At 28.3% G+C, this 16,165-nt stretch carries 19 protein-coding genes; 1 reads left to right on the forward strand and 18 read right to left on the reverse strand.

All coding sequences use genetic code 11. The annotated features are described in order from the left end of the window. The first annotated feature begins 160 nt into the window (after window positions 1–160). Window positions 161–571: a GtrA family protein gene (locus JNUCC81_RS13745; RefSeq protein ID WP_208333669.1), complete on the forward strand. Its 411-nt coding sequence runs from the start codon at window positions 161–163 to the stop codon at window positions 569–571. 36 nt (window positions 572–607) lie between these two features. On the opposite strand, the gene JNUCC81_RS13750 is transcribed toward JNUCC81_RS13745, so the two are convergent. The 18 genes from JNUCC81_RS13750 to fliJ all read right to left on the reverse strand — a co-directional run bounded on the left by JNUCC81_RS13750 (window position 608) and on the right by fliJ (window position 16,161). After that, window positions 608–1,225, reverse strand: a complete 618-nt coding sequence (locus JNUCC81_RS13750; protein WP_454094003.1) for a manganese efflux pump MntP — start codon at window positions 1,223–1,225, stop codon at window positions 608–610. A gap of 214 nt (window positions 1,226–1,439) precedes the next feature. After that, entirely contained in the window at window positions 1,440–2,249 is an 810-nt protein-coding gene (locus JNUCC81_RS13755; protein WP_454094004.1) for an HAD family hydrolase, read from the reverse strand. A gap of 98 nt (window positions 2,250–2,347) precedes the next feature. After that, window positions 2,348–3,466 (reverse strand): hypothetical protein, encoded by a 1,119-nt coding sequence (locus JNUCC81_RS13760; protein WP_454094005.1) that lies wholly within the window; start codon window positions 3,464–3,466, stop codon window positions 2,348–2,350. 36 nt (window positions 3,467–3,502) lie between these two features. After that, window positions 3,503–3,697 (reverse strand): FliM/FliN family flagellar motor switch protein, encoded by a 195-nt coding sequence (locus JNUCC81_RS13765; protein ID WP_454094006.1) that lies wholly within the window; start codon window positions 3,695–3,697, stop codon window positions 3,503–3,505. Window positions 3,698–3,992: 295 nt separating this feature from the next. Continuing rightward, entirely contained in the window at window positions 3,993–4,751 is a 759-nt protein-coding gene (locus tag JNUCC81_RS13770) for a flagellar hook-basal body complex protein (RefSeq protein ID WP_454094007.1), read from the reverse strand. 13 nt (window positions 4,752–4,764) lie between these two features. Beyond that, on the reverse strand, window positions 4,765–5,538 hold the full coding sequence (locus JNUCC81_RS13775; protein WP_454094008.1) for a flagellar hook-basal body complex protein: 774 nt from the start codon (window positions 5,536–5,538) through the stop codon (window positions 4,765–4,767). 14 nt (window positions 5,539–5,552) lie between these two features. Beyond that, window positions 5,553–6,266, reverse strand: a complete 714-nt coding sequence (locus JNUCC81_RS13780) for a sigma-70 family RNA polymerase sigma factor (RefSeq protein WP_454094009.1) — start codon at window positions 6,264–6,266, stop codon at window positions 5,553–5,555. A gap of 16 nt (window positions 6,267–6,282) precedes the next feature. Then, window positions 6,283–8,340: a flagellar biosynthesis protein FlhA gene (gene flhA, locus JNUCC81_RS13785; RefSeq protein WP_454094010.1), complete on the reverse strand. Its 2,058-nt coding sequence runs from the start codon at window positions 8,338–8,340 to the stop codon at window positions 6,283–6,285. Window positions 8,341–8,354: 14 nt separating this feature from the next. Next, complete coding sequence (locus JNUCC81_RS13790; RefSeq protein WP_454094011.1) at window positions 8,355–10,175, reverse strand: fused FliR family export protein/FlhB family type III secretion system protein; 1,821 nt, start codon at window positions 10,173–10,175, stop codon at window positions 8,355–8,357. Window positions 10,176–10,179: 4 nt separating this feature from the next. Continuing rightward, window positions 10,180–10,449, reverse strand: coding sequence for a flagellar biosynthesis protein FliQ (gene fliQ, locus JNUCC81_RS13795; protein ID WP_454094012.1), 270 nt, complete (start codon window positions 10,447–10,449; stop codon window positions 10,180–10,182). 15 nt (window positions 10,450–10,464) lie between these two features. Continuing rightward, entirely contained in the window at window positions 10,465–11,130 is a 666-nt protein-coding gene (gene fliP, locus JNUCC81_RS13800) for a flagellar type III secretion system pore protein FliP (RefSeq protein ID WP_454094013.1), read from the reverse strand. Further along, window positions 11,114–11,521 (reverse strand): flagellar biosynthetic protein FliO, encoded by a 408-nt coding sequence (locus tag JNUCC81_RS13805; protein ID WP_454094014.1) that lies wholly within the window; start codon window positions 11,519–11,521, stop codon window positions 11,114–11,116. Before JNUCC81_RS13805 ends, fliP begins: the two co-directional genes overlap by 17 nt. Window positions 11,522–11,528: 7 nt before the next feature. Further along, entirely contained in the window at window positions 11,529–12,290 is a 762-nt protein-coding gene (locus JNUCC81_RS13810; RefSeq protein ID WP_454094015.1) for a flagellar motor protein MotB, read from the reverse strand. After that, window positions 12,280–13,098: a motility protein A gene (locus JNUCC81_RS13815; protein WP_454094016.1), complete on the reverse strand. Its 819-nt coding sequence runs from the start codon at window positions 13,096–13,098 to the stop codon at window positions 12,280–12,282. The genes JNUCC81_RS13810 and JNUCC81_RS13815 overlap by 11 nt, the downstream gene beginning before the upstream one ends. A gap of 15 nt (window positions 13,099–13,113) precedes the next feature. Further along, complete coding sequence (locus tag JNUCC81_RS13820) at window positions 13,114–13,962, reverse strand: flagellar hook-basal body protein (RefSeq protein ID WP_454094017.1); 849 nt, start codon at window positions 13,960–13,962, stop codon at window positions 13,114–13,116. 4 nt (window positions 13,963–13,966) lie between these two features. Next, window positions 13,967–14,491 carry a flagellar hook assembly protein FlgD gene (locus JNUCC81_RS13825; protein WP_454094018.1) on the reverse strand — a complete coding sequence of 175 codons (525 nt, stop codon included), beginning with the start codon at window positions 14,489–14,491 and terminating at the stop codon, window positions 13,967–13,969. A gap of 10 nt (window positions 14,492–14,501) precedes the next feature. Then, window positions 14,502–15,707, reverse strand: coding sequence for a flagellar hook-length control protein FliK (locus tag JNUCC81_RS13830; protein WP_454094019.1), 1,206 nt, complete (start codon window positions 15,705–15,707; stop codon window positions 14,502–14,504). Between the two features lie 13 nt (window positions 15,708–15,720). After that, a complete protein-coding gene (gene fliJ, locus JNUCC81_RS13835; protein WP_454094020.1) occupies window positions 15,721–16,161 on the reverse strand; it encodes a flagellar export protein FliJ in 441 nt (146 codons plus the stop codon). Window positions 16,162–16,165: the final 4 nt, after the last annotated feature.

The following is a 16,165-nucleotide window of genomic DNA, read 5'->3' on the forward strand; positions in this document are numbered from 1 at the left end:
AATTCTTACAATTTTACTACTGTAATTCTTACGATTTTCTTACGAAATTTAATTTAAGCATTTATTACTTTTTTGCCAATCATCGACCTAAATATTTTATAATTTATAATGTAATACTAAATTTATAGACATAATCTATCATAATAAGGAGATTGTTAAAATGTCTGAAAAAATTATCAACGTTAAAGGAAAAGTCAGAGAGTTTATAAAATTTAATATAATAGGTATAAGTAATTTTCTAGTATCACAATTACTTTATCTTACCTTATATCTTGGCTTTAAACTTCATTATATTATTGCTTATACTATTACTAGTGTAATAAGCATAACTGCATCTTATATTTTAAATTCAAAATTAACTTTTAATGAAAATAATTATTCTTTTAAAAAATTTTCTCTTTCTGTTTTAATTTATATTTTTGAGTATCTTCTTAATATGGCAATAATTATTGGACTAGTTAATTTGTTTAATATAAGTGAAATAATAGCTCCAATAATAGCTCCTGTGTTCTCAACACCTCCTGTATTTTTTATGATGAGACATGTTATCAAAAAAAATAGTAAAGGATAAGAATGTTTTATATTCCTATCCTTTACTATTTTTAAGTTAAAATAAACTACTGATTATATTATTAAAAATTTGAGTGTGTTCATTAAATATATTTATACCAATTATAACTAATATTATTCCTCCAACTAGTTCTGCATAGCCATTAAAAATATCACCTATTTTATTACCTAATATAACTCCTATTAAGCACACTATAAAAGTTATAATACATATTATCAAAGACGCTTGGATTATATCTACACTTAAAAATGCAAAACTTATTCCAACTGCAAGTGCATCAATACTTGTTGCTATTGAAAGCATTATAAGTTCCTTATTAGATAAGTTGCTCTCATCTGTTGTTATTCCACATTCTAGAGAAACTTCTTCACCTTCTTTTTTAGATTTAATAAACTCTTGAATCATTTTAAATCCTAAGAAACTCAATAATATAAGCGCTATCCAGTGATCTATTGACTTTATGTAACTTTCGAAACTAATACCTAAAGCCCATCCTAAAAGTGGCATTCCTCCTTGAAATAATCCAAAGGCTAATGCTATTTTTATAGAAATGCCTTTTGATAAGTTTTTTAATGTCATACCTTTAGTAACTGACACTGCAAGTGCATCCATAGAAAGAGCAAATGCTGTAAATAAAATTGCTGTAAAACTCATAAACATCCTCCTAAATTTCAGCGCAATAAAAAACGAGACTTATGTATGCTAAATAAGCATACATGAGTCTCGCTTTTTAAGACTAGACCAGACCGTAGTCATTATGTTGATCTAGCCACACCGATTGGTGCAAACTACTCCCTCAGGTAATAACCAAAAAAAGTATTTTGTACATTATATCTATAATACGTTATGTTTCTATATATTGTCAATATTATATTCCAACGATATTATATAGTGCCTTTGCTACCCCACTATTATCATTTCTTTCTGTCACATAATTAGCCTTTGATTTTATAAAATCATCAGCATTATCCATTGCAACTCCCATTCCAACGTACTCTAGCATACTTAAATCATTATAACTATCACCGAATGCCACCGCTTCCTCTTTATTTACATCTAAGTAGTCGCATAGTATACCCACGGCTTTCCCTTTACTTACACCTTTATTCATAATTTCAACATTATTTGGTCCCGATGTAGTTAGTTCTATTCCTTTTAAATCTTTTAAATCTTTTTCTATATCTCTTAAAAGTTCTTTATTATCTTCTTCAAATACTATCATTTTTAAAATATTATTATTTAACACATCTTCTTTTAAATCATTTTTAAAAATAAGATTCATTTCTTTTTTCATTTTATCATGTAGTTCTTGATATCTTTTATTCTCTTTATTCATTTTCTTACAATATAAAGCATCATCAGCATAACACTGATAGTATACTTCATACTTTTCTAATATATCGATAATATCTAAACATAAATTTGTATCCATATAATTAGAATAAATAACTTTATCTTCATATCTGATTAATGCACCATTGCAAGCTATTATAGGTATTCTTCTTTCTAAAAATGCAGTATGTAACTTTGCCGAATCATACCATCTTCCAGTTGCAATTGCTACATTTATGCCTTTATTTAATGCTTTAGATAAAGCTATTTTATTTTCATTAGTAATTTGATGATTACTTCCAAGTAATGTTCCATCCATATCTGTGACTATTAGTTTATAATTCATAAAGATTCCCCCTATATATTAATGTTTTTAGTATATCATAAAAACTTTTCTATATATAAATAAAAACCTAATAGATTATTAATCTATTAGGTTTTTATTTATATAGAATCAATATTATATTCATTTGCTAGCTTTTCATTATATGTTCCTACAAGTCTGCTTAATCCTTCTTTTATGTCATATTCATTAGGTAATACAACTGTCTTTCTTGCATCTAACATAAATTTACTTTCCTTACTTACTAAGCTATTACTAGATACTTTCTTATTTACACTACCCTTCATATCTATAAGCAGTTTTGATACTTCACCTTTTGTTATGTTTTTTAATATTATATGAGCTTCCTTTTCTGTCAACAGATTATCATATGCAACTTTTTCTAATTCTTCATTAAATAAATCCATAATCATCTTGGTATTATTCTTTACATACTTATCGACTACATGCTTTGGAACACTCATAAAAATCCATCCTCCAATTGATATACAAAGTAAGTTTAATATTAAGAATAATATCTTATTATCTATAACTTTTCCAAAGTTTGTAGCAATTTGAATAAATATCAACCCTATTAATGCTCCTATAAAACCTAGTATCAAGTTCATAGGACCTATATTTTTTATTTTCTCACCAATACCTTCAATCTGAACCTCATTATCTATAGCGTAATTTCTGGCTTTGTATAATTTTATATCTGTTATGTAATCCATAGTAGATACATTTTTTGCAAATCTAGTATATGAATTTATATCAACGGTATTATCTAAACTCAATCCATTTATAAATTCTTCTCCATAAACTTTCATAGCTCTTATTATAGATTTTAGTAATGCATCTTTAGGTGAATCTCCATTCCATAATGCTAGTGCATATTCTATACTCCCTGACACTCCCAAAATATGGTCACATTCTACACTTCCATCAATTTCAAAAAAAGATAGTCCTCTTACTTTGCCATCAATCGCTATATTCTTTGCTTGATTATATGTAAAAGCGCCCCTCTTTAATACTTCTTTTGTCTCAGCATTTTGGTGAATAATGCCTTCTCTTATTCTATCTTCAAAATCACTTACAGCTTCTTCATATTTATCGCATGGTATTTCTATATTCATGGGTGAGCCATCTTCATTTATATATCTTAACTCCCCATAGTTTAAGCATGCATCAACACATCGCTCACCTGTACTATTATATTTATTTTTTAATACTTTAGCCATATATCCTTATCCATCCTTTACTATCTAGATATACTACTAAGCCAGAGTTTTTGCTAGCTCTTCTTCACCCAATATACTAGTTATTCTTACTCCAAAATTTTGCTCTACTATAACTACTTGTCCATAAGCTATTTTTTGCCCATTTACAAATATTTCAACTTCTTGATTTTCAAATGTATTTAACTCTATTAATGAACCTTTTGTTAACTCAAATATATCCTTTAGATTCATTTTAGTCCTCCCTAAAATTGCAGTAACTTTTAGGGGTATATCTAGTACTCTTCCAAATTTATCATTCATAAATTTTACACATCCTTCTTTATGCCACTTATTATATAACACCTTTTGTATTTTTATAAAGCTTAACTTTCACTTGTAGACTTTACACTCCCCAACACTAAGTATTATATATTCCTCTATTTTTATACTTATTAACTCATTTACATTAGTTATTGTTTTTCCCAATCTCTTTGTCAACATACATCAACGTAATATGAGTAATAAGTACTGATTAATAATTTTAAAATTATCTTCCTTGAAGATTATTTATCATTCCCCACATTTCATCTACTGCTTGCATTCCTCTACTGTTAAACTGAAATGCCCTTTGTGCCATAATCAAATCTGTTACTTCATTTTGCATATTTATATTAGACATTTCTATATATCCTTGCATTATATGAGAATTATTATTTTTTTGTACATCAGCTCCTTTAATCGTTGTAAATAGGCTATCTCCAGCTGATATAAAATCATTATCTCCTGTAGATGTATATATATTTATACTACCAACTTTTTCATTATTTGAAAATACTTCTCCTGATTTATTTACGCTTAAACTATCTGATAAATTAGCATTCTGATATCCTATTCCATTTTTAAATTCTATATCTAATGTATTTCCATTATCATCTACTAATCTTCCTGAACTATCTAAATTAAACTCACCATTTCTGGTATATGCAAAGCTTCCATCAGATCTTATAACTCTAAAAAATCCTTCTCCGTCTATAGCCATATTAGTTTTTATTTCAGTATTTCTCAGACTTCCTTGTTCAAAATTTCTTATCGCTTGAGAAATTTTAACACCAGTACCAGTAATAGCATCTTTTGAGTTATTTGGGTATGATTGTCTATTTAAAGTCTCTGTGTATAAATCTAAAAATCCAGATTCTAACTTTTTATATCCTGTTGTATTAACATTTGTCGTATTATTAGATATAACATCTATCTTATTTTGGTATGCTAACATTCCTGTTTTGCTATTATTCATTATATTATACATCTTTTATCCCACCTTATTTAACTGTGCCTATTTCATTTGCGATCTTATAAAGTATTGAATCTACACTTTGTACTATCTTTTGATTAGCCTCAAATTCTCTGACTGTTTCCATTAAATTAGCTGTTTCGCTTATATAATCAACATTTGATTCTTCAATGTAACCTTGCTTAACATAAAAATTATTAGCTTTAATTGGGTTTTCTCCAGAATATAAATTGTCTCCAACTTTTTTTAAACTCTTATAATCGTTAAAGTCTACAACACTAAAACTATATTTATTTTCACCATTTACAACTATATTATTTTCTGGGGTAACAACAAATTTATCATTGCCTACATTTATTGGCTCTAAATTACCTGTAAGCTTATTTACTCCCATTACATTATGACCTGCGTTCGTTACAAGATATCCTTGGCTATTAATTTTAAAAGACCCATCCCTTGTAACAAATTTTTTTCCACTAAAATCTTGGACTTGGAAGAATCCCTTACCATCTAAAGCAATGTCCGTTTTATTGTCTGTAGATCTATGTATACCTTGTTTATAATTAGTTACAGTATCATCTATCTTTGTTCCAAAACTTAATCCTCCTAATATTTGATGCTTTGCCACTCCATTTGAGTAATTATCATTATTAGATAAAATTACTTCATCAAAACTTTTTGATACTAGTTCTTCTTCCTTATATCCATTAGTCCTTATATTAGCTAAGTTATTAGTTATAATACTTTGTCTTGCTTGTAAATTTATCATCGATGAAATAGATGTATAAATTCCTCTTAACATAACTTTTCACTCCTTTAGTCTATATACTTTAGTTTTTTCATATTGTCCCTTAAATTTGATATTGCTCTACTATGTATTTGAGAGACCCTTGATTCTGAAACTTCAAGTATTATTCCTATTTCCTTTAAATTAAGCTCTTCATAGTAATATAAAGATATTACTAATCTATCTCTTTCTTTCAACATATCTATAGCTTTTGCCAAAACTTCTAGTTGCTCATCTTTTTCTACTAATATACTTGGTGATAGGTTTTCTTTTTCTTTTATTGTATCAATTAATTTAACTTCACTTTCTTCTTCAAATATAGTGCTATCTAGTGATGAGGTGCTTAAGTTCCCTATTTTCATCTTTATATCATGTACTTCTTGCTTTGATATTTTCATATGTTCTGATATTTCATTTATATTTGGTTCCCTAAAAAATTTATTTTGTAAGGATTCAACTGATTTATTATATTCATTTATTTTTTTTATATATAGTCTAGATACCGGTGACTGCTTTCTTATTTCATCTATTATAAAAGATGAAATTCTAATAGATGCATATGTTGAAAATTTTACCCCTCTGTCAGCATCAAACTTGCTGCTTGCATCTATCAATCCCATAACACCTAGACTTACTAAATCTTCATATTCTATACCTATCTTGTTTGTATAGTATTTAGATGCTATATGCTTCACAAGAGGCATATTGTTAATTATAAATTCTTCTTGATTATACAAATTCAATCTGTTAACCCCCTTGCTATATGTTGACTACTCCTTGAGCTTTTATTTGAATATCATTAGGTATTTCATTTAATGATAATATCGTTATATTAGGAAATATCATTTCAACTAATCTTCTAAATGGTGCTCTTATTTTAGGTGATACTACTAGTATCGGCCTATTGTTATAAAAATTAATACTGTCTGTTAAACTTTGAATACTTGTAAATATTTTATTTGTGCTTTCTGGATCTACTGCTGGATATGTTCCATTAATTGACCTCTGTAAATTATTACTAATTAGATTTTCAACTTCCACAGATAATGTAGCAACTGTCAAAGCATTACTTTCATCCACTAAGTCTGCACAAATACTTCTACTCATTGCTATCCTTACATATTCAGTAAGTAGTTCAATATCTTTTGTATTCCTTGAATGATCTGCTAAAGTTTCAAGAATTGTAACTCTATCTTTTATAGCTATTTTTTCTTTTAATAGATTTTGGAATACTTTTTGCACCTCACCTAATGTCATTAAATCAGGTATTAATTCATCTACCACTGCGCTATATCTTTCTCTAGTAGCATCAATTATAGTTTTGACTTCTTGTCTACCTATAAGTTCATGCGATTTTTCTTTTATTATCTCAAGTAGATGAGTTACTAAAATTGTTGTAGGGTCTACAACTGTAAGTCCATATAATTCAGCCTCTTCTGCTTTATCTTTATTTATCCATAAAGCATCTAGCCCAAATGTTGGCTCTTTAGTTTTTATACCATCTATCTCAATGTTCATTCCCATAGGATTCATACAAAGTAACATATTAGGCATAAGGTCATATGTTACAACTGTATTTCCTTTTATTTTTACACTATACTGATTTGGATTCAGTTGAAGATTATCTCTTATTCTTATTGGCTGAACTACTATACCCATATCAATTGCACACTGTCTTCTAACAGATACTATTCTCTGTAATAAGTCTCCTCCGTTGCTTTCATCTGCCAACGGAATTAGTCCATATCCTATTTCAATCTCTACTGGCTCTACATTTATAAGAGTTGAAACATCTTCTGCCATTTCTATAGTACCCTCTGTAGTTTGTTCAGAGCTATTTATTTGTTCAGATTCTTCCTCTATACTCTTTTCATCTTTATTTAATAAATAAGCTATAAGTATAGCACCTAATCCTAATGAAAAGAATGAAAATTTAGGAAGACCTGGCATAAATCCTAAAATTAGTAAAACTACACCTGTCATGGCTATTGCCTTTGGTATAGATATTAATTGTTTTCCTAGTAAATTACCAAAATTCTCATCACTATCTGCTCTTGTTACTAATATACCTGCTGATGTTGATATTAATAATGCAGGTATCTGACTCACAAGCCCATCTCCAATTGTTAATCTAATATAAGTTTGAACTGATTCTTGAAAACTCATATTAAGCATAACTATACCAATTACAATACCACCAAGTACATTTATAGTTGTTACTATTATACCTGCTATCGCATCACCTTTAACAAACTTTGATGCACCATCCATAGCTCCATAAAAATCTGCTTCTTGTTGAAGCTCTCTTCTTCTTTTTCTAGCTGTTTTATCATCTATCATACCTGCATTTAAATCTGCATCTATACTCATTTGCTTTCCGGGCATAGCATCTAATGTGAATCTTGCTGATACTTCAGATACTCTACTAGAACCATTTGTTATAACAACAAATTGGATTATTACTATTATTAAAAATATAATTATACCTACAACATAATTGCCGCCTACTACGAATTCTCCAAAGGATTCTATTACATTACCTGCATATCCTTGCCCAAGTATAAGTCTAGTTGACGATATATTTAGACCAAGTCTAAATAATGTAGTTACAAGAAGTATTGTAGGAAATATTGATAATTCTAGTATGTCTGTAGAAAAAAGAGTTAACAATAATATTAGTACAGAAAAACCTATATTCATTGATAACATAACATCTAGTAAAAATGGTGGAAGTGGAATTATTATCATTAATACAATTCCTATAACTCCAAATCCAACTAATATATCAAATCTCTTCTTTAAATTTAACTTATCCATTTAAAACCTCTTTTTTATAGCTTCTTATATCTATTTTTTATTTTATAAACAGCTACTAAGACCTCTGCTACTTCTTGATACATACCCTCAGGTATTTCTTGATTTATTTCTACTTCTTTGTATATAAGTCTAGCTAATGGTTTGTTTTCTATAATAGGTATATCATGTTCATTAGCTATTTCTCTTATTTTAAATGCTATTACATCCGCACCCTTTGCAACTATAATAGGAGTACTATCTTTGCCTTTTTCATATTTTATCGCAATTGATATATGCGTCGGATTTGTTACAATAACAGTAGATGAAGGTACTGCCTGCATCATTCTCTGAGCTGACATTTCTCTTTGCTTTTGTTTTATCTTTGATTTTAATTGAGGATTCCCCTCTATTTGTTTATATTCTTCCTTGACCTCTTGCTTTGTCATTTTCAAATCTTTTTTATGTGTATATTTTTGATATGCAAAGTCAAACACTGAAATAACAATCACTGCTAAACATATATTTTTTAATAGTTGCCTTATAAGCTCCATTGTACTAGGCATTAAGTATGGTAAATATACATCTCCAATTTTCATAATACCTTCAAAGTTTTTTTTCATAAATGAATATCCTATGATAAAAAGTATTATTATAATAGCTATACTTTTTATCATATTTCCTAAAGCTTTCGCTGAAAACATATTTTTAAATCCATTTATTGGATTTAACTTTGATAACTTAGGCTTCAAAGTCTCTCCTGTAAATAATAAACCTGATTGTATAATATGGCCCACAACACCAAATACTATAATTATCACTCCTATTGGTAAAAATATTTTCATAAATGTCATACCTAAATTAGTGAATAATACTTTAAGGATATTAAAGTCCATATTTACACCAAAATCCATACTTAGAAATCCAACTACGGAATTTTTTATTTCTAATATTATATAATCTGACATAATATAAGCTATAAGTAAAATCCCAACTAATGTAAATGCGGTTGGAACTTCTTTACTCTTTGCTATATTTCCTTTTTTTCTCGCATCTTTCTTTTTCTTCGCTGTAGGTTCTTCTGTTTTATCTCCAGTTGACAACATAACAGCCATCGGTCCTATAAAGCTATTTTTTAATGCGAGAGTTCCATCTAATACATCTGGTATTTTATTAAATAGATTATGTACTTCATTTAATATAAATGGTAATGCAATAATAAAAAACATAACCCCTACTAATATTTTCAAAGGCATCCCAATAACCATTACATTTAATTGTGGTACACTCCTTGATATAAGTCCCATTATTAAATCTGCTATTATAAGAGATATTATAATAGGAACTGCTATTTTAAAACCAATTATAAAATACTCTATAAAAACATTTATTACATATGTAAAATTGTTACTAAGTATTGATTGTCCTAATGGAACTAATTTAAAGCTTTTTTGTATTCCTTCTATTAACATGTGATGACCATTCATGCTAAAAAATATTATTATCCCCATCCAATAAAGAATATTTTCTACTAATGTAGATTGATCCTTACTATTTGGGTCATATATATTTACCATTGATAGCCCAAGTTGTTGATCTATTAAGCTACCACCTACTTTTAAACTACTGAAGCATATACTAGTTATAAATCCTAGTACTAACCCAGTTACCGTTTCCATTACTGAATAATTAATCAAATCTGCCGTACTTGCTATGCCTACATCTAAATTTATAGTAAAAGATATTACAACTGATACAAATAAAGAAAAACCTACTTTAAATATATTTGGTGTACCTGATGGAAATATAACATTTATAGAAATAAAAAATGTTATTAATCTAATAAATACAAATATCAATTTATTACCTATTTATCATTGATATTATATTCATAATCTTTGTTGTAAATTTCATAATTTCATGCAACATCCAATTTCCACCTACCGCTAATGTTATTGCTATAACTATTAGCTTAGGAACAAAAGTCAATGTCTGTTCTTGTATCTGTGTTGTTGCCTGAAATATACTTATAAGCAATCCTACTATTAAAGATAATATAAGTATTGGCCCTCCAACTAACATACTTGTAAATAAAGCTTCTTTTACTATACTCATTACCATATTTTCACTCATAATTATTTCTCCTTATTATGAAAAGCTTAAAAGTAAAGATTTGATTAATAAATTCCATCCATCTACCATTATGAATAATAAAAGCTTAAATGGCAGAGATATCATAACTGGTGGAAGCATAAACATCCCCATAGACATTAAAGTACTTGATACTACTAAGTCTATTAATAAAAAAGGTAAGTAAATTAAAAATCCTATTTGAAATGCTGTCTTAAGTTCGCTTATTGCAAATGCTGGTACTAAAACATACAATGGCATATTATTTTTTGTTAGACCTGCTTTTTCAACGTCTGCACTTTCTATAAATAGTTTTATGTCTTCTTCCCTAGTTTGATTTAGCAAAAATTTTCTTATCGGTACTTCTGCTTCTTTTAGTGCTTCTTCAAATTCAATTTTTTCAGCTATGTACGGTTTTACTGCATTCTCATTTATATTTTTTATAGTTGGTGCCATTATAAATATTGTAAGTGCCATGGCAACTCCGATTAACACTTGATTTGGAATAGATTGTTGAGCTCCAAGTGCTGATTTTAAAAAAGAGAATGTAATTATTATTCTTACGAAACTCGTCATCATAAATATAACGGTTGGTAAAAACATTAAAAATGTCATCATTATAAAGAGTTTAATTAAAGGAGTAAGTTCCTGTGGATTTGATAAAAGGTTACCTAGTGTCTCCATTTTTTTTCTCCTTTAAATTTAATTTATTTAGGTTTATTTTTTTTAAGTTTAATTTTTTTATATTGTTTTTATCTATACTAAACTTAAATGCATTAACTTTTTTAATTTCTTCTTTTTTATGCTCTAAATTATTTATTTCTTCTATATTTAAATCTTTAATCTTTTCTATTGATGAAGGTGATGACATTATCACACAACCTTCATCTCCTATTTTTAGTACAAATACATCTGTATCTTTATTTAAGCTTGTTCTTTCTATGACATTAACATATTTATATATACCTATACGCTCTAGGTTTGACTTGCTAATTCTTATAGATACCACTATTAATATAATAATAATCGGTACAAATATACTTAAGTTTATTAAGTATTGTAATATATCATCCATGATGTTTTTACTTTATCTCCTTTGTTTCCTTAATCTCTTTTGTATTCTTTGTATCCTCTGTATCTTTTTTCACCTTTTGCTCTACAATAAGTATATCAACTCTTCTGTTTATAGCTCTGTTTTCAGGTGTATCATTTGCCACTAAAGGTTTGTATTCTCCATATCCTTTAACTGCAAACCTTCTTGGATCAACGCTCTTTGATTCAACAAAGTATCTTACAACGCTAACACCTCTTGCCGTTGATAATTCCCAGTTAGATCCATATAGAGCTGTATTCATAGGTACATTATCTGTATTACCTTCAATTAATACATCATTATCTGTACTATTTATTATTGTTGTTATAGCTTCTAGTACACCTTGAGTATCTTCTTTTAACTTTGCTTTTCCTGGATCAAATAATATAGTCTCGTCTAATTGAAGCACTATACCTCTTTCTTCTTCTCTTATTTTAATAACATCTGTAAGAGCATTATCATTTATTACTTTGTTTAGCTTTTCAGATAAATTTTCATACTCTGTATTTCCGCCTTGAACTTTTAAATCTGTAATATTTTCAATTTCTGCAACTTCGACTGATCCTGTTGGTGATAATGAACTTTGCAGAGATTTGGTAAGTTGTTTTAACTTTTCGCTATCAACAGATGAAATTGAATATAGAAGAATAAAAAATGTAAGTAATAATGTTATAGTATCAGCATAGGTTGCAAGCCAACTATCTGGATTTATATCATCGTCAAAACTTTTTTTCTTTCTTCTAGACTGCATTTACGCTCACTCCTTCACTATCAACTTCCCTAGTATAATATTTGCGCTTTTCTTCTACAGTTAAGAATGTTATCATTTTCTCTTCTATTACTCTTGTGCTATCTCCATCCTGAATACTCATTATTCCTGTTAACATCATTTCTCTATACTCTATTTCTTTTTCTCCCTTACTTTGAATATTAAATCCTACTGGATTTAATACTATATTTGCAAGTAAAGATCCATAAAGTGTAGTTATAAGAGCTACAGACATTCCACTTGCTATAGCATCTGCAGATCCTAAACCTCCTGCTAACATTTGAATAAGCCCCATTAAGGTACCTATCATACCAAAGGCTGGGGCATAAGTACCCCAAACCTTAAATATCTTTGAACCTTTATTATAGCCACCTTCTATTTCTAACATTTCTAATTCTAATATTTCTTTTATTGTATCTGGTTCTAGACCATCTATTACTAATTCTAGGCCTTTTCTTAAGAAATTATCTTCAATTTCACTTACTTCTGACTCTATTGATAAAACTCCATCTTTTCTTACTTTTCTTGATAATTCTTTAAATTGGTCTACTAAGTCTATTTTATATATGTTATGAGATGTAAAACTTGTTTTTAATATTTTTATTATTTTTTTAAGGTCTTCGGTAGAGAATGTTATAAGTACAGCTGCAAAAGATCCTCCTATAGTTATAGCTATAGATGCAGGATCGAAAAATATACCAAGCCCTGATTTTCCTTGCATTGCTCCAAATGTAACTAACCCTACTGCTAAAATTAAACCTATTGGTGTTAGGATATCTTGTTTTTTCATTTTATTCCTCTCTTACTATCTCTTAAGATTTATTATCTCTTGTAATAATTCATCACTAGTTGTTATTACCTTACTTGCAGCTTGGAAGGCTCTAGTTGTAACTATCATCTCTGTAAACTCTTCAGACAAATCAACATTTGACATTTCTACAGAGCCTTGAGTTACATGACCGAAAACTTTATTAACAACTGGAGCCCCTGAGTTAGCTGAAACTCCATATATATTTCCACCTAATAATTCTAACCCTTCTGCATTTTGGAATGTTGCTACTCCTACAACTTGTTGCTTTGTTGGGTCTACTGGAGTTCCATCTGGCTTAAGTTCTGGCATTTTTGTTCCATCTTCTAAAAGGTACGATAATTTTCCTTCTTTAGAGAAGTTAAATGAAAGTACTTTCTTTTTAACTCCTCCTGCAGTCATTTCTTTAGGTATTTCAATTGCTTTTCCATCTTTATCTAAAACTTTATATCCTTCAGATGTTACTAAAAGTCCGTTCATATCTAAGCTAAATGATCCATCTCTTGTATAACCTTTTTGCCCTGGAGCTGTTTCAACTATAAAGAATCCATCTCCATCTATAGCTAAATCTGTTGGTCTTCCTGTTGGTTGTAATGATCCTTGTTTCATACTTTTAAAAATTCCACTTACTTTAGCACCTATACCAACTTGACTTGGGTTAACCCCTCCTACTCCACCACCTGGGGCACTAGCGTATAAAACAGTTTGATTTAGTGCATCTGTAAATCTTGTTCCCGATTTTTTGAAAGCGGTAGTTCCTACATTAGCAACATTGTTTCCAACAACGTCCATTTTTGTTTGATTTGCTTTCATTCCACTTATTCCTGAATACATTGATCTTAACATTATTTTATTCTCCCTTTTTTTCTACATTTTCATTTATTTTTTTAAGAGATCCATATTCAAATGATTTTGTCTCTCCAGTTTCATCTAATTTAATATCTAAGTAAACAATTCCCTCTTTAATATGTACTCCTTTAACATTACCTGTATAAGTTTTTGGAGTATCTTCAGATTCAGCTCCCTCTTCCACTGGTGCATATACTTCTACATTCTTATCTATCAAAGATGATGCTGTACTTAAAGCAGAATTTGCAAGAAGTCCATTTTGCATCCCTATAAGATACTCCATTCCTTGATTAAAAGACATCATCTCTTCTAACATAGTAAATTGAGCCAACTGTGTTACATATTGAGTAGGATCTTGCTGATTCATTGGATCCGGATTTGACATTTGAGCAGATAACAGTTTGAAGAACATATTTTTATTCATTTCTTGCCCTGGCATAACTATTGGTGTTCCCTTTTCAGTTTTGTCATAAGACTTATTCTTAATCGGGGTTATTTCTTTCCCTTGAGCTATTACATTATTCATACCCACACCTCTAAATTAATATATTTATATTATCTTCATCTATCCTATCTTCTTTTGTAGTATCTATTTCTTCAATAGAAGATGATTCGTATTTATTTCTTCTCTTTTTATTTTCTTGATTTTTTCTACTAAATTCTTGATTTAGATTACTAGAGAAAAATTTATCATTATTACTTTTTATATCTACAACCACTTCTTTAACCTTTATATTGGCATCAGTTAAATGTTTTACTATCTCATGAGTATTTTTGTGTACCAATTCAAATACATCATCTTTACTTATAGTAATCAATACTTTTGTCTCTTCTGGATTCTTTACAAGCTTTATTGTCATATCTCCTAATTCTCTTGGACTTATTTTTATATTTATTTCTTCCATATTATTTGCTTTTAAATATTTAACAGTTTTTATAATATCTTCGCTTATAAATTCTTTCCTTATCTCATTAACTGGCAATTCTTTTAAACTTATATCCTTTTTAATATTTAAATTAGTAGGATGTAAATTGCTACTTTGTACAATAAAATTATTATTATTATCATCCTTGTCTAAAATGCTCTCTAGGGTTTTTAAGTCCTTATTACTAGGATCAGAATCTATGTTATTTTTCAGTATATTTTTTTTATTATATAAGCTACTAATTTCAAATTTGTCATATGATTCAAGCTTATAAAGTTCTTCTTTTACACCTAAACTTAAACTCTTATGGTCTGTTTTTACTAAAAGTTTTTTATCTGATAAATTTGTATCTGAATTTAACTCTTTTAAGTCTTCTTTTATTAAAGTAAATTTTTTTTGTTTTACTTCTAAGTCTTTTATATCTATCAAAAAGTTTTTATCTGTTTTAATTTCATCTAATAACTTGTTTAATTTACCTAAAACCTCAACCTCTTTATCTGAAAGCTTTGTAATAGCATCATTATTTTCAGTAAATTGTTCCAAATTTAAAGATATATCATCCTTTACTTTTACAAACTCTTCAAAATCTATAGTTTTTAAATTAACTAACATACCTTGAAGCAATTCATAATTAGTCAAGTCATCATCATCTTTTTTTATTTCTAAGTTTAAATCCTCTTTTAAATCTATTAGATCACCAATATTTATTGAATCATTTAAAATATCTTGAAATACTGAGCTGCTCTTATTAATATCTTGCAAGTCAATTAAATTCGGTAAGCTATTTAAAATTTCTGTTGATATATTTAAGTCCATATTAACCATCCTTTTATGCCAACTCTACTCTATTTCTTATAAATGCATATAATGCAAATTCATCATTAATTATTTGTTCTTTTCTTTCTTCTTCTTTTCTTAATTTTTCGATTTTATTTTCTTTAAGTTTTTCTAAAGATTTTCGCTCTATCTGCTTTTCTATAAAATCATCTTTTGCTTCCTTAACCTTAATCTTTTCTTCTTCCAACTGCTCTGACGTAGATTTTATAGACTGTGTCAAATGAGCTAGATAATTAATGGTTATTTTTTGTGTAATAACATCCTTAATATTACTTATGTCTGAATGCTTACTATAGCTTAGTTGTAAATTAGATAAACTTTGTTCAACCGTTCGCTTCTTACTTTGAGCTTTGGTATATTTCAGCTTACTTTCTTCTTCATTTTTAACCTTTATATCTAATACTTTTTGAAGCCTGAATTTAAATTTCTCCACTTAG

The organism is Faecalimicrobium sp. JNUCC 81 (assembly GCF_053667625.1).

Excerpts from the sequence above, each read along its gene's own strand:
- fliP (WP_454094013.1), bottom strand. The coding sequence starts at position 11,130 with ATGGAGACACTAGGTAACCTTTTATCAAATCCACAGGAACTTACTCCT.
- JNUCC81_RS13775 (WP_454094008.1), bottom strand. The coding sequence starts at position 5,538 with ATGTTAAGAGGAATTTATACATCTATTTCATCGATGATAAATTTACAA.
- JNUCC81_RS13815 (WP_454094016.1), bottom strand. The coding sequence starts at position 13,098 with ATGAAAAAACAAGATATCCTAACACCAATAGGTTTAATTTTAGCAGTA.
- JNUCC81_RS13810 (WP_454094015.1), bottom strand. The coding sequence starts at position 12,290 with ATGCAGTCTAGAAGAAAGAAAAAAAGTTTTGACGATGATATAAATCCA.
- JNUCC81_RS13805 (WP_454094014.1), bottom strand. The coding sequence starts at position 11,521 with ATGGATGATATATTACAATACTTAATAAACTTAAGTATATTTGTACCG.
- JNUCC81_RS13825 (WP_454094018.1), bottom strand. The coding sequence starts at position 14,491 with ATGAATAATGTAATAGCTCAAGGGAAAGAAATAACCCCGATTAAGAAT.
- fliQ (WP_454094012.1), bottom strand. The coding sequence starts at position 10,449 with ATGAGTGAAAATATGGTAATGAGTATAGTAAAAGAAGCTTTATTTACA.
- JNUCC81_RS13820 (WP_454094017.1), bottom strand. The coding sequence starts at position 13,962 with ATGTTAAGATCAATGTATTCAGGAATAAGTGGAATGAAAGCAAATCAA.
- flhA (WP_454094010.1), bottom strand. The coding sequence starts at position 8,340 with ATGGATAAGTTAAATTTAAAGAAGAGATTTGATATATTAGTTGGATTT.
- JNUCC81_RS13765 (WP_454094006.1), bottom strand. The coding sequence starts at position 3,697 with ATGAATCTAAAGGATATATTTGAGTTAACAAAAGGTTCATTAATAGAG.
- JNUCC81_RS13830 (WP_454094019.1), bottom strand. The coding sequence starts at position 15,707 with ATGGACTTAAATATATCAACAGAAATTTTAAATAGCTTACCGAATTTA.
- JNUCC81_RS13770 (WP_454094007.1), bottom strand. The coding sequence starts at position 4,751 with ATGTATAATATAATGAATAATAGCAAAACAGGAATGTTAGCATACCAA.
- JNUCC81_RS13760 (WP_454094005.1), bottom strand. The coding sequence starts at position 3,466 with ATGGCTAAAGTATTAAAAAATAAATATAATAGTACAGGTGAGCGATGT.
- JNUCC81_RS13755 (WP_454094004.1), bottom strand. The coding sequence starts at position 2,249 with ATGAATTATAAACTAATAGTCACAGATATGGATGGAACATTACTTGGA.
- JNUCC81_RS13745 (WP_208333669.1), top strand. The coding sequence starts at position 161 with ATGTCTGAAAAAATTATCAACGTTAAAGGAAAAGTCAGAGAGTTTATA.
- JNUCC81_RS13750 (WP_454094003.1), bottom strand. The coding sequence starts at position 1,225 with ATGAGTTTTACAGCAATTTTATTTACAGCATTTGCTCTTTCTATGGAT.